This is a genomic window from Rossellomorea oryzaecorticis (genome assembly GCF_045897515.1).
In the GTDB taxonomy this organism is placed as follows: Bacteria; Bacillota; Bacilli; order Bacillales; family Bacillaceae_B; genus Rossellomorea; species Rossellomorea enclensis.
In genome coordinates this window covers 133,988-147,742 of sequence record NZ_JBJOSA010000002.1, presented here as the reverse complement: position 1 = coordinate 147,742, position 13,755 = coordinate 133,988, and the positions used below count along the sequence as shown (strand labels likewise).

At 41.3% G+C, this 13,755-nt stretch carries 19 protein-coding genes; 5 read left to right on the top strand and 14 right to left on the bottom strand.

What is annotated here, in order from left to right; translation table 11 throughout:
• Positions 1–20 precede the first annotated feature (20 nt).
• On the bottom strand, positions 21–1,370 hold the full coding sequence (locus tag ACKA06_RS02915; RefSeq protein WP_214873977.1) for an acetyl-CoA carboxylase biotin carboxylase subunit: 1,350 nt from the start codon (positions 1,368–1,370) through the stop codon (positions 21–23).
• Between the two features lie 229 nt (positions 1,371–1,599).
• Here ACKA06_RS02915 and ACKA06_RS02910 point away from each other — a divergent pair, with 229 nt between their 5' ends.
• Complete coding sequence (locus ACKA06_RS02910; RefSeq protein ID WP_032088944.1) at positions 1,600–2,076, top strand: N-acetyltransferase; 477 nt, start codon at positions 1,600–1,602, stop codon at positions 2,074–2,076.
• 47 nt (positions 2,077–2,123) lie between these two features.
• On the opposite strand, the gene ACKA06_RS02905 is transcribed toward ACKA06_RS02910, so the two are convergent.
• From ACKA06_RS02905 to ACKA06_RS02890, 4 genes are all read right to left on the bottom strand, one after another.
• Complete coding sequence (locus ACKA06_RS02905; protein WP_032088945.1) at positions 2,124–2,732, bottom strand: RsfA family transcriptional regulator; 609 nt, start codon at positions 2,730–2,732, stop codon at positions 2,124–2,126.
• Between the two features lie 101 nt (positions 2,733–2,833).
• Positions 2,834–3,592: an enoyl-CoA hydratase/isomerase family protein gene (locus ACKA06_RS02900; protein ID WP_032088946.1), complete on the bottom strand. Its 759-nt coding sequence runs from the start codon at positions 3,590–3,592 to the stop codon at positions 2,834–2,836.
• Between the two features lie 144 nt (positions 3,593–3,736).
• On the bottom strand, positions 3,737–3,910 hold the full coding sequence (gene rpmF / locus ACKA06_RS02895) for a 50S ribosomal protein L32 (protein ID WP_032088947.1): 174 nt from the start codon (positions 3,908–3,910) through the stop codon (positions 3,737–3,739).
• 62 nt (positions 3,911–3,972) lie between these two features.
• Positions 3,973–4,515 (bottom strand): YceD family protein, encoded by a 543-nt coding sequence (locus tag ACKA06_RS02890; RefSeq protein ID WP_032088948.1) that lies wholly within the window; start codon positions 4,513–4,515, stop codon positions 3,973–3,975.
• Between the two features lie 205 nt (positions 4,516–4,720).
• Here ACKA06_RS02890 and ACKA06_RS02885 point away from each other — a divergent pair, with 205 nt between their 5' ends.
• The gene (locus ACKA06_RS02885) at positions 4,721–5,938 is read left to right on the top strand and encodes a nucleotidyltransferase (protein WP_214873975.1); all 1,218 of its coding nucleotides are present in this window, start codon (positions 4,721–4,723) and stop codon (positions 5,936–5,938) included.
• A gap of 44 nt (positions 5,939–5,982) precedes the next feature.
• Here the strand turns inward: ACKA06_RS02885 and ACKA06_RS02880 are convergent, their stop codons facing one another.
• Together ACKA06_RS02880 and ACKA06_RS02875 are read right to left on the bottom strand one after the other, a co-directional pair.
• Positions 5,983–7,029, bottom strand: a complete 1,047-nt coding sequence (locus tag ACKA06_RS02880; RefSeq protein ID WP_411158990.1) for a SepM family pheromone-processing serine protease — start codon at positions 7,027–7,029, stop codon at positions 5,983–5,985.
• 5 nt (positions 7,030–7,034) lie between these two features.
• A complete protein-coding gene (locus ACKA06_RS02875; protein ID WP_032088951.1) occupies positions 7,035–7,814 on the bottom strand; it encodes a patatin-like phospholipase family protein in 780 nt (259 codons plus the stop codon).
• Between the two features lie 169 nt (positions 7,815–7,983).
• Here ACKA06_RS02875 and ylbJ point away from each other — a divergent pair, with 169 nt between their 5' ends.
• Entirely contained in the window at positions 7,984–9,210 is a 1,227-nt protein-coding gene (ylbJ, locus tag ACKA06_RS02870; RefSeq protein WP_064565213.1) for a sporulation integral membrane protein YlbJ, read from the top strand.
• A gap of 44 nt (positions 9,211–9,254) precedes the next feature.
• Here the strand turns inward: ylbJ and coaD are convergent, their stop codons facing one another.
• Positions 9,255–9,743 (bottom strand): pantetheine-phosphate adenylyltransferase, encoded by a 489-nt coding sequence (gene coaD / locus ACKA06_RS02865; protein WP_032088953.1) that lies wholly within the window; start codon positions 9,741–9,743, stop codon positions 9,255–9,257.
• 36 nt (positions 9,744–9,779) lie between these two features.
• Positions 9,780–10,328, bottom strand: coding sequence for a 16S rRNA (guanine(966)-N(2))-methyltransferase RsmD (gene rsmD / locus ACKA06_RS02860; RefSeq protein ID WP_411158989.1), 549 nt, complete (start codon positions 10,326–10,328; stop codon positions 9,780–9,782).
• 406 nt (positions 10,329–10,734) lie between these two features.
• Here rsmD and ACKA06_RS02855 point away from each other — a divergent pair, with 406 nt between their 5' ends.
• Entirely contained in the window at positions 10,735–11,124 is a 390-nt protein-coding gene (locus ACKA06_RS02855; RefSeq protein WP_032088955.1) for a DUF7147 family protein, read from the top strand.
• 40 nt (positions 11,125–11,164) lie between these two features.
• On the opposite strand, the gene ACKA06_RS02850 is transcribed toward ACKA06_RS02855, so the two are convergent.
• Positions 11,165–11,440 carry a YlbG family protein gene (locus ACKA06_RS02850; RefSeq protein WP_032088956.1) on the bottom strand — a complete coding sequence of 92 codons (276 nt, stop codon included), beginning with the start codon at positions 11,438–11,440 and terminating at the stop codon, positions 11,165–11,167.
• A gap of 164 nt (positions 11,441–11,604) precedes the next feature.
• Here ACKA06_RS02850 and ACKA06_RS02845 point away from each other — a divergent pair, with 164 nt between their 5' ends.
• Positions 11,605–11,919 (top strand): hypothetical protein, encoded by a 315-nt coding sequence (locus tag ACKA06_RS02845; RefSeq protein ID WP_032088957.1) that lies wholly within the window; start codon positions 11,605–11,607, stop codon positions 11,917–11,919.
• Positions 11,920–11,956: 37 nt separating this feature from the next.
• Here the strand turns inward: ACKA06_RS02845 and ACKA06_RS02840 are convergent, their stop codons facing one another.
• The 4 genes from ACKA06_RS02840 to ACKA06_RS02825 all read right to left on the bottom strand — a co-directional run bounded on the left by ACKA06_RS02840 (position 11,957) and on the right by ACKA06_RS02825 (position 13,674).
• Positions 11,957–12,400 (bottom strand): YlbF family regulator, encoded by a 444-nt coding sequence (locus ACKA06_RS02840; protein ID WP_032088958.1) that lies wholly within the window; start codon positions 12,398–12,400, stop codon positions 11,957–11,959.
• Positions 12,401–12,488: 88 nt separating this feature from the next.
• Positions 12,489–12,875: a hypothetical protein gene (locus ACKA06_RS02835; RefSeq protein ID WP_032088959.1), complete on the bottom strand. Its 387-nt coding sequence runs from the start codon at positions 12,873–12,875 to the stop codon at positions 12,489–12,491.
• 132 nt (positions 12,876–13,007) lie between these two features.
• A complete protein-coding gene (locus ACKA06_RS02830) occupies positions 13,008–13,250 on the bottom strand; it encodes a YlbE-like family protein (protein ID WP_032088960.1) in 243 nt (80 codons plus the stop codon).
• A gap of 10 nt (positions 13,251–13,260) precedes the next feature.
• Positions 13,261–13,674 (bottom strand): YlbD family protein, encoded by a 414-nt coding sequence (locus ACKA06_RS02825; protein ID WP_411158988.1) that lies wholly within the window; start codon positions 13,672–13,674, stop codon positions 13,261–13,263.
• Between the last annotated feature and the right edge of the window lie 81 nt (positions 13,675–13,755).

Genomic DNA, 13,755 nt, shown 5'->3' with positions numbered 1-13,755 from the left:
CAATTATGTGTTTTATCATCTTATGTTCTGTTTGCAGTCAAATAATCCTGTAGCCATTTCGTTGTGTACGTACCATCAAGGAACTCTTTTTCCCCTATTATTTCTTTGAAGAGACCCACATTTGTCTTGAGACCTTCAATTTGCACTTCAGAGAAAAATGCCTTTGCTTTTTCTATTGCTTCTGTTCGATCTTGACCGGTGATGATGCATTTAGAAATCATCGGATCATAGAAAGGGGTGACTTTATTCCCTTCGTCATATCCCGAGTCTATCCGGACATTTTCACTTCCTCCCCAATTAAGCACCTTGATCTGGCCAGGGGAAGGATAGAATGTTTTAGGATCTTCGGCGTATATTCTAAATTCCAATGCATGGCCTTCAGAAGTGATTTCTTCCTGCTTCAATAAAGGAAGAGGCTCTCCATCAGCTACTAAAAGCTGCCATTTAACAAGGTCAAGACCGGTGACGGATTCGGTTACCGGATGCTCGACTTGAAGCCTTGTATTCATTTCGAGGAAATAGAAATTTTCTTCACCATCCACAATGAATTCCACTGTCCCGGCATTGATATAATCAACTGCCTTCCCCGCTTGGACTGCAGCATCATACATCGCTTGTCTCGTCTTTTCAGACAGGACCGGTGAAGGGGATTCCTCTATTACTTTCTGGTTTCGTCTCTGAACTGAACAGTTTCGTTCAAACAAGTGGACGATGTTCCCATGACTGTCACCGAATATCTGCACTTCAATGTGACGCGCGTTCTCAACACATTTTTCAAGGAAGACTTCATCTTTTCCGAAATATGCTTTTGCACGATTTTTTGTAGAGTCAAAGCTTTGAACGAGCGCTTGCTCATTTTCACAGCGGATCATACCGATTCCGCCCCCGCCCCCGCTCGCCTTAAGCATGACCGGATACCCGATTCCTTCGGCAAGTTCCTTGGCAGTTTCGATATTGTCTACCCCGCCATCGCTTCCCGGGACAACCGGGACCCCGGCCTGCTGCATGACCTTCCTGGCTTCCACTTTATCTCCCATTTTCTGGATTGTACTGTGCAATGGTCCGATGAAGGTAAAACCTTCTTCCGTAACCCTTTTCGCAAATTCCCCATTCTCCGATAACAGGCCGTATCCAGGGTGGATTCCGTCAACCTTTTCTTTCCTTGCCACTTCAAGAATATGATCTATAACTAAATAAGATTTGTTTACGGGCGGTTCACCGATTCGATGAGCAATATCGGCCTCCTTGACAAAAGGCAGTTCCTCATCTGCATCAGAGTAGACAGCAACCGTCTGAATGTTCAATTGTTTACACGTTTTAATGATTCTTGAAGCAATTTCTCCCCTGTTTGCAATTAAAACTTTTTGCACACTATCTCCCCTTTCTATAAAAAAAACAGCAATACATATAAAGATTTCTACAAAAACCGTCGAAATCCTCCTCTTTATTGTAAACGTTTTCTTATTTGAGTGCAGAATTTTTTGTTTATTTGTTATATAATAATAGTAAATAATCAATTTATTATTTAAATAGCTGCAGACGGATTCAAAAATATGCGTTTATGCAAGCTATCTGGAAGTAATAGTAGGAGGTAATATGATGGCAGTAAAAGTTGAGAAATTAAAAGTGAATTATAAAACTCTCGAAGAGTTCAAGAAGTTTAAAGAGTATGGAGTGCAAGAATTATCCATGCTTGAGGATCTCCAGGCCAATATTATCGAAAACGACAGCGAGTCTCCTTTTTACGGCATTTATTTCGGAGATACATTGATTGCACGAATGAGTCTGTATCAAAGGGAGGCCCGGTTCGATCAATATTTCGATCCACCGCAAAGATATTTGGAATTGTGGAAACTTGAGGTTTTGCCTAAATATCAAGGCAAAGGATACGGAAAGCTCCTTGTTGAATTCGCAAAAGGTTACGGCCTGCCGATCAAAACGAATTCCAGAATCAAATCCCAAGGATTCTGGGAAAAGATGGGCTTTGAGGCAGTCACCTACGATGTGGAAAGAGATCTTGGTGAAAATCCGATGGTCTGGTATCCTGAAGGTGTAAAAGAACAAAAAATCGGCTAATCAACAAAAAGGCTGGCTAATCATTAGCCAGCCTTTTTAGATGTCTCTTATTTGTTAACTCTTTGAAGATTCCCGTTTTTGTCCATTTGGAATTTCACTTTTTCTTCATTCCCCTGTAAAAGGGCCATTTTTCGAGCTTTTTCAAAAATCGTCAACAGGGATTTATGATCTTCTTCAAGTAAAGAGAATTTACTTTTGTATTCTTTTAATTCTGATTCAACCTGTTCACACTTATGTGTCAATTGAGAGATTTCATCCTTCAGCTTTTTATTTTCAAGCATTGCCTTCGCTTCATTACTGACCGCTTCTTCTGCTTTTTGCAGATACTGGATCATACTGCTCATCGAGAAATGCTCATTTGCGTTTTCACCGATCTCAGGTTGGAAAGATGTTTCCTGGTGAGGCTTATTCACCAGAGGAGTATGTTTTTTTGCTTGTTTCCTTTGTTTCTTCGCTAACTCTATACCTGATTTATATTGTTTGCGTACAAACGAATTCCACCGGAAACCACATGCGGCGGATGTCCTCGATAGCTTTCTTCCAACTTCTTCAAATGCCTTTAGCTGAGTGCCGCCTTCCCGTATATGGCGCAATACAACTTCAGCAAGTATTACATCTTCATCCTGACTCCAAGCATCCTGTCTATTTGAAGACATTTCCATCCCTCCTGTAAGATCCATTTATTCATGCATATGCACTTACTAGAGTAGATAGAATCAACAGATTACTTGAATTCAAAATAATTAATCCGGCTCCTTTATCTGGCTAAGAAACGGTCAACCGCCTTGTGATGTTCTTCCAACGCCCACAGCCTTGAACATTCACGGATTTCACTTTCAATGTTCTTCTCCATAACTGTTCTGTCCCAATCGTTCAACTGCTGTTTTTTGTATGCTTTGAGCACACCAGCGGTCTTAGTTGAAACAGCTTTTAATAAGGGCAAGTCCCTCATATCTCCCTTCTCCCCTACAAGTTCATTTATGAAGCCGATTTCGTATAAAAATTCAGCTTCGTTCAAGCTCGCTTCCATCAGAAGGGATATAGCTCTGGACGAATTAATCCTTTTATGGAGCAAAGTTCCTCCTCCCCAGCCGGTGGTTATGGCAAGATTCCCTTGGACAAATCCCATCTTGATCCCTTTTCTGGCAACTCTAATATCGCATGAAGCCGCAATCTCGCATCCCCCGCCAATTGCCGTCCCATTGATAAAAGCGAACGTCGGCTTGGGCAGAAACGCAATTCTTGTTAAGATGTCCCCCATATGCCTGAGCATTTCATAACTTTCCTCTTCGGTTTTCAAGCGGTGGAACTCGGATAAATCCCCTCCTGAGCAAAAGGCTTCTTCTCCACTGCCAGTGATGACAAATGCTTTTACGGATGAATTCACATGACATTCTTTTAAAGCTTTGTCGAGTCCGTCCATGATTTCATAGTTGATAGCATTTCTTTTTTCAGGACGGTTGATTATGAAATGAAGTATCCCCTTCTCATCTTTATGTATGATATATTCTCCCATCTTGCTGCCCCTCCTTTTTTCTATAGTGTAAATGGATTCAACTGACTTGAACAGTGCCGCAATAAAAAAAGCGTGAAGAGCCATGGCCTCTTCACGCTTTTTTATTTGTCGCAAATGATTATTTGCAACTTGTTGTAAATAAAATTATTTGTTTACAACTTCTTTTCCTTTATACGTTCCGCACTCTTTGCAAACACGGTGTGCTAGTTTCATTTCACCACAGTTTGGGCATTCTACCATACCAGGTACACGTAGTTTGAAGTGTGTACGACGTTGTCTTTTTGCTGTTTTAGATGTTCTTCTAAAAGGTACTGCCATTCTTCCCACCTCCTTAAAGAGATAAAAATATTATGAAGCCAGAACGAACTGGTACTTCGCTTTTAAGAGTTCTTGTTTTGATCAAGAAGCTTTGCTAAGTCAGCGAGTCGAGGATCAACTTTCTTCTCTTTTTCCTCTTCGACTTCATAAGCTTGTTCTTCCGTCATCACTTCCCAGTTCTTACCGGAAGGAAGCTTATCCTGTTCTCTCGCTTCATCGCTGATTACCTGTAAAGGTATCTCAAGTAACAGCAACTCTCTGATTACTGGTTTTAAATCAATTACATCCCCTTCTATGCGGTGGATTTCTTCTTCTTCATAATGATCATATTCAGTCTCTGAAAGAAGAAAGGTTTCAATCGTTTTAAGATTGATTGGCAAATCCACATCCACAAGGGTTCTGGAACAGGGTAAAACCATATGCCCCGTTATGTTAAGATGGAAAGTGACGCGATTCGTTCCAATGTCAGCCTTACCTGTAACATGGATCGGAGAAACGTTCCTGACTTGCGGATCAATTTCTTCGGGATTGTCGAAAGTCACTGTTTCATCAAGGGTAAGTCCTTTATCCCTGTACTTTTGTAATTGTATTATCGACCATTTCAATGTCATCACCTCAAGGCAACAAAGGTAATTATAGACTTGATATTACCGTTTGTCAATATTTTTTCTTTACACTTATTACGGTGTCAGTGTTGCAATTATAACGCTTTATGATAATCCGTTTCAAATATTTTTGAATATCCGATATGATACTTATAGATATTTATCATTTATTCATCTATTTTTTGCAGAAGGAGTGACATTTACTATGAAAGCAACAGGGGTAGTAGTTGAGTATAATCCGTTTCATAATGGACACCTGCATCATCTGACTGAGACAAAAAAAACGTCGGGGGCTGATCTTGTAATCGCCTGTATGAGCGGGCATTTCCTTCAGCGCGGTGAACCCGCTATCGTGTCAAAGTGGGCACGCACAAAGATGGCTTTGGCAGCAGGGGTTGATATCGTCATTGAACTTCCTTATGCATTCGCGACACAGCATGCAGAAACGTTCGCGAAAGGATCCATCTCCCTGCTCCATGAAATAGGTTGCGAAAGCTTTTGCTTTGGGAGTGAAGACGGAGGAATCTCCGCATTTGAAGAAACCGTCAATTTAATTCAAAGCAACCGGGACACATATGATGCATCGATAAAAAACTATATGAATGAAGGCCTAAGCTATCCTTCTGCCTTGTCGAAAGCGTTCAAGGACCTAAAAAGCAGCGGAAACCTGATTGATTTAAGCAAACCGAATAATATCCTGGGCTACCATTATATTGAAGCAAGAAATACAGCTGCTCCGTCTTTACAGGCATTTACGATAACACGTGAATCAGCAGGCTATCATGATGAGCACTTTGCGTCCCCTTCCATCGCAAGTGCCACCAGTATCCGAAAAAATCTCTTCGACCCCGATAAAGAAGAAAATGTGATCAACCGCTACATACCGTCCGCCACATACGAAATATTGGAACATTACAGAAAGGAATTTGGAGGGTATCATAGATGGGAAAATTATTGGCCATTGCTTCAATACAAGATTATGTCCTCTTCTCCTTCCCAGCTGCGGGAGATCTATGAAATAGAAGAAGGTATTGAAAACAGAATGATCGAAAGCTCAAAGTCAGCGCTTTCGTTTGAAGATTTCATGAACAGGGTGAAATCCAAAAGGTATACGTGGACACGTCTGCAGAGGATGGCGCTGCATATATTGACCAATACAACAAAAAGTGAAATGAATGAAAGGCACGCTGCCCCTTCCTACATCAGATTGCTGGGGATGAATAAGACCGGGCAGGAATATTTGAATAAAATGAAAAAATCATTGGAACTTCCTCTGATCAGTAAACTTTCCAGCGCAGATAAAAAAGATATATTTTTAGACATGAAAGCTGCCGACATCTATTCACTTGGTCTTTCCTCTAATGAAGCTAAGAAAAAGTTACTTCATCAGGAGTGGTCTCAGCCTCCAGTCATGATGAGATAAGATCAAAGCAAAAAAGAGACTGCCTGCGCAGTCTCTTTCATTGTTTATTTCTCAGGAAGTGATTGAAGGAATTTTATCGCTTCATCAAATGTCTTGATCGGAATGACTTTCATGTCTGTCCCGATGTCTTCTGCCGTCTTTTTGGCTGTTGAATAATTGGATTCAAGTTCCGGATTGTTTTTCTTTATTTCCTCTGCAATCGTATCGTCAGGGGCAAGGAAATACTCTGCACCTGCTTTGTCAGCTGCGATGATTTTCTGTTCAATCCCACCGATTCTGCCTACTTCCCCGTCTTCTGAAATTGTTCCGGTCCCTGCGATCGGATACCCTTTGGTCAAATCCGGTTTCGTCAATTGATTATAAATTTCGAGGCTGAACATCAACCCGGCCGACGGGCCGCCAATTTCCTCTGTATCCAGGGATACTTCAGGGTCGGTGACGATATCCTTGTCGTCACTTAATGAAATGCCAAGTCCCACTTTATCCGGCATTTCCGGAAATTCCTTCAATGGGACTGTTTCAATTTTCTCTTTGTCATTTCTTATAAACTTTATCTCTACTTTATCGTCTTTTTCTTTCTTCCCCACATATTGGATGAATTCTTCAGATGATTCGAATTCCTGCCCGTCAATGGCTGTGATCCTGTCGCCTGGTTTCAGGACGTCAGCAGCCGGCATTTCAGGATAAACATTTAAGACATATATCCCTTTGTAATTATAATGATAGGGTTTATTCGCTGCTTTGAAGGCGACTTCAATCGCGTGATTTTGGGAATTTTCCATGAGCTGAAGTTGTCTCAGATTATATTCTTCATCACTTTCATGAGGATTCCGGATTTCTTCAACAGGATAAATATACTCATATTTTTTTAAGCTGGCGATAAGATAGGCATATATATTTGCTTTCCCCATCCTTACAGTAGTCAGCATAAATTCACCCTTATCATCAAAGCCGTCTTCCACCTTTACGATGGGATCCAGCTCATGGGCGCTCCCCGGCTTCGTTACATAATAGGGAAGATAATAAAAGGACGTTGCTACGATAAATACCGTCATCACAACCATAATTCTGATCAGCGTTCTGTTCTTCATAGATTTTACCCCTTCCATTCCTCCAGCGCTTTTTTAATAGAAGGAATAACCTTCCTTGCCTCCTCTTCCCCCATATCAATTATTTCTTCGATATTCTTGAAAGCCCGTGTACTGTACATTTCCACATGCGGCCGGATCATGAAATCGGAAGCGATTTCCCGATGAGCCACGATTTCAAGCTGAAGGATATCAATGCTCTGCATTATGACATCATATATAGTAGTAATTTCAGCATTCCGTTTGACGTGGGATACATCAACGCCGATAACAAGATCTGCCCCCATTTCTTTCACGACCGAAACAGGGACCCTGTCGATGACGCCCCCGTCTACAAGAAGGCGTCCGTCTATCTTCTCCGGTACGAATATGCCAGGAATCGCTATGCTTGCCCTGACTGCACTTGCGACCGGACCTGATGTAAAGACCACTTTTTCTCCATTTGTTATATCAGTGGCCACAACGCTTACAGGGATGTTCAGATCTTCAATGTTCTTATTATGTGAAAACAATTGAATGAATTCTTTTATACGCTTCCCGGCGATGAATCCCATCTTCGGAACTGTAAAATCCAAATAATATTTCCTTCTGAAGGTCGTGGATAATTTATAGAGGTCCTCCATCCTGTGACCGACCCCATACAAGCAGCCCACCAGTGCACCCATACTGCTCCCGGCAATCATGTCGACGGGGATGCCTTCATCTTTAAGAGCCTTCAAGACCCCTAAATGTGCAAATCCTCGAGCTCCACCTGAACCAAGGGCCAAGCCAATCTTTGGTCTTTTCATATGAGTACCCCCTTCACCCTTAGTTAGCGGTTCAATTCATCATATGGTCTATTTCTAATATGTATGAGTATATTGATAAATATGAGGACAAGTTGAGGTTACTCTCATTTTATCATTCTTTCTGTGTTTCACAAGAATTTGACATAGCTCTCGGAGGAGGGACGTCCGGTTGTTGAAGTCGAAATTGAAAACGTTGGTCTTATCGGCAAGTGTGACAGTTTTTGCTGCAGCATTGATTCTTATGCCAGATGAATCATTGGAGGCTTCGATAAGGGGACTGGATATGTGGTGGGAAATTGTATTTCCTTCACTGCTGCCTTTTTTTATCGTTTCCGAAATGCTGATTGGTTTTGGGGTAGTAAGATTTATAGGGGTGGTCCTCGAACCAATGATGCGCCCCTTATTCCGGGTACCGGGAACAGGCGGATTTGTTTGGGCTATGGGGATGGCATCCGGTTTTCCGGCAGGTGCCAAATTAACAGCACGCCTTCGTCAGGAAAAACAGCTTACAAAAATCGAAGCAGAGAGATTGGTTTCATTCACAAACTCTTCTAACCCGTTATTTATTTTCGGAGCTGTATCAGTGGGGTTTTTTCAAAACGCTACACTCGGTGTGGTGCTTGCGGCCGCTCACTATATAGGCAATTTCTGTGTAGGTCTCGCGATGAGATTTTATGGGGGAAAAGACCATGAAGTCCTCGACAACAGAACCGCGGAGAAGAGAGGATTCATTCTTAGGGAAGCGTTCTCTGCCCTTCATGAAACCAGATTGAAAGATAATCGTCCGATTGGTAAACTGCTGGGGGACGCCGTCACATCCTCAATCCAGACTTTATTGATGATAGGCGGGTTTATCATTCTTTTTTCGGTCATAAACAAAATGCTGTACCACCTTCATATCACCACGTTTGTGGCTGCAGGTTTTTCTGCTTTGTTCCAGCTGGCCCATTTGGCCGAGCAATTGAGCATCCCCTTCATTTCCGGCTTGTTTGAAATAACCCTGGGATCAAAATTGACAAGCAGTACGTCTGAAGCAACACTGTTGCACCAGGCGATCATCACAAGTTTTATCCTTGGCTTTTCAGGATTCAGTGTTCAAGCCCAGGTGGCCAGCATCCTTGCCCAGACTGATATCCGGTTTAAGCCTTTCTTCTACGCACGATTTCTTCACGGTGCCGCAGCTTCCATCGTGACGCTCATCATCTGGAAACCGGTCTATGAAAGGTTATCCGATGAACAGCTTTCGAATGCCGTACCTGTATTTTCCTATGGGAATGAGTATATGTGGAATGAAATTCTTTACTGGCTGAAATCCGCAGGACCTCCAATTACAATCTTCTGCTTACTGCTATATATCCTGATCTACAGCAGTAGAATATTTAATAAAGGACATTGATCAAAAAAGCGGTTCATGTGATAAAACTCCCATGAACCGCTTTTTTATTCGATTGTATTATATTTTTCTTTCAATGCATTCTTGACAGGCGCAGGGACCAATTCGGATATATTCCCTCCGTACTTCGCCACTTCCTTCACAATGCTCGAGCTCAAGAAAGAATACTGATTGTTTGTCATAATGAAGAATGTTTCTATATCCTCTTCCAGCACCCTGTTCATGGACGTGATCTGCATTTCATATTCAAAATCGGATACCGCTCTCAATCCCCTGATGATCGCACTGGCCTTTACGCTTTTTGCATAGTCTACAAGAAGACCCTGAAAGGAATCGACCACGACATTCGGAATGTCTTTAGTAGATTCACGGATCAACTCGATTCTTTCTTCCACTGAAAATAAAGGTTTTTTCGAGGAATTATTCAGGACTACAACGTAAATTTGATCAAAAACCTTTGCCCCTCTTGTAATGATATCAAGGTGTCCATATGTAATCGGATCAAAACTCCCCGGACATACTGCAATACTCGTCATATTCATTTACCCCCAAATGTCTGCTAGTTGCCATTCTTAATATGTATAAATTGATATACCGATGATCCCGTAGGTTTCTTCTTTCACTTTTTGCAACTTCCCGATCTGATCTGACGGCCTGCTGTCTGAACTGTATTCACACATAACGTAACCGTTTTCATTTAAAAGATTATGTGCATCAATGTATGCGACCAGTTCTTCCAATCTTTTCTGTTTATACGGAGGGTCCAGGAAGATATAATCAAATGTTACCTCTCTTTTAACTAACGCTTTAAGTGCTCTTGCGGCATCATTCCGATATACTTCAGTCTGGTCCATCAATTTGCAATCATTAAGATTATTCTTTATCGTTTGCAGTGCCTTCGAATCCTTATCCACGAAAATCACTTTATCCATCCCCCGGCTGAGAGCTTCTATTCCGAGCCCCCCGCTTCCTGCAAATAAATCCAGGCCGGTACCGCCTTCAAAGAAAGGACCAAGCATATTAAAAATCGACTCTTTCACTTTATCTGTAGTCGGGCGTGTGCCGCTTCCCGGGACCGCTTTTAATTGCCGTCCTTTTAGTGTTCCTGAAATCACTCTCATAATCATCCACCATATATGTATTTTTTCCTCACTATCCTAACACAAATCAACATGATTCGCCACATACGAAAATTACCTCCTTAATGTATAAAATCAATTGGTTAGGTGATAATGGAAGTAACAACATCCTAATTGATGTTGTTGCCAACCGCGGAGAAGACTTACGTTTCCCCATAAGTTCTTCCTCCGGTTTCTCCTCTCCCTTTGCCTTCTTTCCAGAAATGGATATAGAAGGACCCTGCAGAAATATCTGCAGGGCTTTTTATGTTCAAAATCTTTTAACAGCCTTCTCCGTCAATTACAATGGATTTCTCCTTCCCTCCCTCGACTTATATATTCTTTACTTCTCGTTGTTTGTTTGAAATAATAAGAAACTGATTAACTATGAATAAAAAGGAGTCAAAACATGATTCAGAGGTTTATCGAATTAGGTGAAGGATTGGCCGATATTTATGAACTGTTGGAAATGACAAGATATAACAAGGAAAGGGTACAGCATTTAATGGCCTTTCACACCATCGTGAAAGACAGACCGGTAACATCGCTTGGCGTCGTAATGAAGCCGGCAGCTGAAGGGAAGTTTCAGGCAATCTATATTTGCCGGGAAGGAATACCCAATCCGAATATGATGGAAAATAAAAGGTTTTCGCTTTTCGAACAGACCGCAAAAGAACTTGAAAAAATGATTATTCAACTCGACGTCAAGCCATCATCTTTCTTCCCGGAAAAAGATCTTTATTATCAGCATCTTATTGCCATATTAAGATTGAATCACTATATCTCCCCCCTGCAGTAATAAAAAAAGCTGCCAAACTCTGATGTTGGCAGCTGATTTTTTAGAACCCCATTTTATAATCATATTCCTTCGCCTTATCAGGCCTTGAGTTTTCAAATACCGATTTAATGAAAGGCTTGAAGGAAGGGTCCACTCTTTTCACATAAGAATAGGAATTGATTTTTTCCATGACAGAATCAATGTCCTCTTGATTACAGTACAATACAACATATTTCATTTTTTTTGAAACATAGTGAACATTCCCGAATCGTCTCAAAGACTTTGCATGCTTCAAACTATGTAACCAAACAACTAAACCTTGTCTTTGCGTCAACATAACGTTTCCCCTCTAGGAATCACTTTTTTTTCAGTCTAGCACAAATACAGAAAAAGAGGAAGGGCTTTGGGCTTGAGGAAATTCTCTTATACGCGGGAACATATTTATAGTATTTAGGGTATAGTACATTAATAAAGCAGAAATTAATACTTGGGAGGGATATGATGGACCTAAAGTACATATGGGATGATTTTATCGATTCTCTTCGCAATGAACCCGGCATTGCCGCTTGTTACGCCAAATGGACCGCAGGCATCCCCTTTCTGTATGTAGAAACCGAATTGGACAGGGATGAGGTTGAATATCTAATCCGCAAACGATCAGCGCGTGCAATGAGAGGGAAGAGACTGCACTCCGATACAATATTCTTCAGATCCCAGCCTTCGTTATACGTCTACCGCCATCGCTTTTATGTCCCTCAGGAAAAGATGTTCTGCTGTGGTAACTTATGCGTCGATTGTGTACGGCTAAAGCAATAAAAAAGAGCTGACGAAGCGCCAGCTCTTTTTTTTTCTGTCAGGCTGAACAGCCGCAGCTGCCTCCAGATCCGCAGCCCCCTCCACAAGAACTCCCACTGAAGAAAGGATTTCCGGAAGGAACCTTCACATTTTTTGAAACGGAATGTCCTATGATCAAACTCACTTTATCCAAGAGGTCCTGAAGTTCATTTTCAGCCCTTCTGAACTCGGCTACGTTGTCGTCCATATCCATTTCCCTTTTACGTTCACGTATCTCCTTCATGACCGTTTTGTAATCCGGATGATAACGTCCAAATCTTTGTACCTCTTCGTAACGTTCCTTCATACGCGTAAACAATTGTATTTTTTTTTGCGTAACGTCATTATTACGAAGTTTATATAGAGACTTCCGATAATTTTCTGCCACATCGGAATTTAATATCCATTGGGATAGTTCATCTGCACTATCCAGAATTTCCATTCTTTCTATAGTAGCAAGCATAGTGCCCACCTCCATAACGTTATTTTAACACGTTTAGGAACTGGAAGCGAATATGCTTTGTAAAAAAATCCCGCTTATTTTTGAACCTCTACGGAATCGTTACATATAGTTGTTTTTTTATTCCCAATGATTTATTCTTGGGGCTTACCACTTCAATCGTCAATATATGGTTGCCCTTGGGCAGGTTTTTCACGACGAATGCCGCTGTGTGATATTCCTTGTAAAGACCATTTGTATTTGAAGTCACAACGATTTTCCCCTTTTTTGCTCCTTTTCTTGAGGAGGAAAACGTTACATCAGGAACGATGCATTCTATAAATACCTGATTTCCCTGAACAATGTGCTTAACAGAAAGTGTTTCTTGGGCCTGCGCCTTTTTCACAAAGCTGAAACTTTCAGGTTCAGGGGGGGCATTGTCTCTACATCCGCTTAAAACCACGAGCAGTGCAGCAGCTAGAACGATATACTTTTTCATAGTTGAAACCACTCCTTTATCTTAGCCATCCCCAACTTTACCGTTGTTTACTCACGTTTATTCAACTAGAAACGCGTTATTTGATAAACAGAAAATAAAAAAGGAAAAGCGGCCGCTTTTCCTTTTTACACCCTATTGAGATGATTCATTCATGCTTTGGAACATACTGATCATCATAGATGCCATCTGGACTCCATTGGAGAATTTTTGTACCCGGTGTGGAATCGTTTTTTGGAAGTGATTGATCGATGCGATTTCAAACTTTTCAAGTTCATTTGGATTTCTTGAAAGTCGCCTGTACCATTCAGGTTTTTCCCTCAAAAACAACTTTAATTCTTCATTGGAATGAATGTATTCGATGATATCCGTTCTCATGCTTTCCCCCCTAGTCTTTCCTGAAGGAAAAGGGATGAGAAGGCTTGGTACGTGTCTCATTTGTCACTGAGGTCCCTTTTGGATTAGATTGAAACTGACTGATGACACCATGAACGGTTCCCAACACTTCATTGATATTATTGATATGGCTTTGCAATTGATTGGCATCCATTTTCTTCACTAAATCACCTACTTGGTCAAACCAGCCATTTTTACTTTTATCTTCTTTGTCTGTACCATTGTCACTATTGTTTTCAGCATCCTTGTATACGCTCCACCGGGTATCCTCTTCCCCAAGCAAATACCAGTCTTCAAACAAATCCTGCCAATTTGCATTTCCGTTTCGCACATCTTTTACAATTTTGGGATGCTTTCTGACAAATTCCTTGAATTCCTTTACTTTAGGGTGTAATGATTTTCCCATTCCCAGCACCTCCTGCTCAGGACATTAACCTATATTATTTTATGATGGGAATGAAAAAATGGTGATACATTCCTTTTTGTA

What these genes read in the sequence shown, in the direction of transcription:
- ACKA06_RS02910 (WP_032088944.1), top strand. Translation starts at nt 1,600, where the DNA reads ATGGCAGTAAAAGTTGAGAAATTAAAAGTGAATTATAAAACTCTCGAA.
- ACKA06_RS02905 (WP_032088945.1), bottom strand. Translation starts at nt 2,732, where the DNA reads ATGTCTTCAAATAGACAGGATGCTTGGAGTCAGGATGAAGATGTAATA.
- ACKA06_RS02900 (WP_032088946.1), bottom strand. Translation starts at nt 3,592, where the DNA reads ATGGGAGAATATATCATACATAAAGATGAGAAGGGGATACTTCATTTC.
- rpmF (WP_032088947.1), bottom strand. Translation starts at nt 3,910, where the DNA reads ATGGCAGTACCTTTTAGAAGAACATCTAAAACAGCAAAAAGACAACGT.
- ACKA06_RS02885 (WP_214873975.1), top strand. Translation starts at nt 4,721, where the DNA reads ATGAAAGCAACAGGGGTAGTAGTTGAGTATAATCCGTTTCATAATGGA.
- ACKA06_RS02880 (WP_411158990.1), bottom strand. Translation starts at nt 7,029, where the DNA reads ATGAAGAACAGAACGCTGATCAGAATTATGGTTGTGATGACGGTATTT.
- ACKA06_RS02875 (WP_032088951.1), bottom strand. Translation starts at nt 7,814, where the DNA reads ATGAAAAGACCAAAGATTGGCTTGGCCCTTGGTTCAGGTGGAGCTCGA.
- coaD (WP_032088953.1), bottom strand. Translation starts at nt 9,743, where the DNA reads ATGACGAGTATTGCAGTATGTCCGGGGAGTTTTGATCCGATTACATAT.
- rsmD (WP_411158989.1), bottom strand. Translation starts at nt 10,328, where the DNA reads ATGAGAGTGATTTCAGGAACACTAAAAGGACGGCAATTAAAAGCGGTC.
- ACKA06_RS02855 (WP_032088955.1), top strand. Translation starts at nt 10,735, where the DNA reads ATGATTCAGAGGTTTATCGAATTAGGTGAAGGATTGGCCGATATTTAT.
- ACKA06_RS02850 (WP_032088956.1), bottom strand. Translation starts at nt 11,440, where the DNA reads ATGTTGACGCAAAGACAAGGTTTAGTTGTTTGGTTACATAGTTTGAAG.
- ACKA06_RS02845 (WP_032088957.1), top strand. Translation starts at nt 11,605, where the DNA reads ATGGACCTAAAGTACATATGGGATGATTTTATCGATTCTCTTCGCAAT.
- ACKA06_RS02840 (WP_032088958.1), bottom strand. Translation starts at nt 12,400, where the DNA reads ATGCTTGCTACTATAGAAAGAATGGAAATTCTGGATAGTGCAGATGAA.
- ACKA06_RS02835 (WP_032088959.1), bottom strand. Translation starts at nt 12,875, where the DNA reads ATGAAAAAGTATATCGTTCTAGCTGCTGCACTGCTCGTGGTTTTAAGC.
- ACKA06_RS02830 (WP_032088960.1), bottom strand. Translation starts at nt 13,250, where the DNA reads ATGAGAACGGATATCATCGAATACATTCATTCCAATGAAGAATTAAAG.
- ACKA06_RS02825 (WP_411158988.1), bottom strand. Translation starts at nt 13,674, where the DNA reads ATGGGAAAATCATTACACCCTAAAGTAAAGGAATTCAAGGAATTTGTC.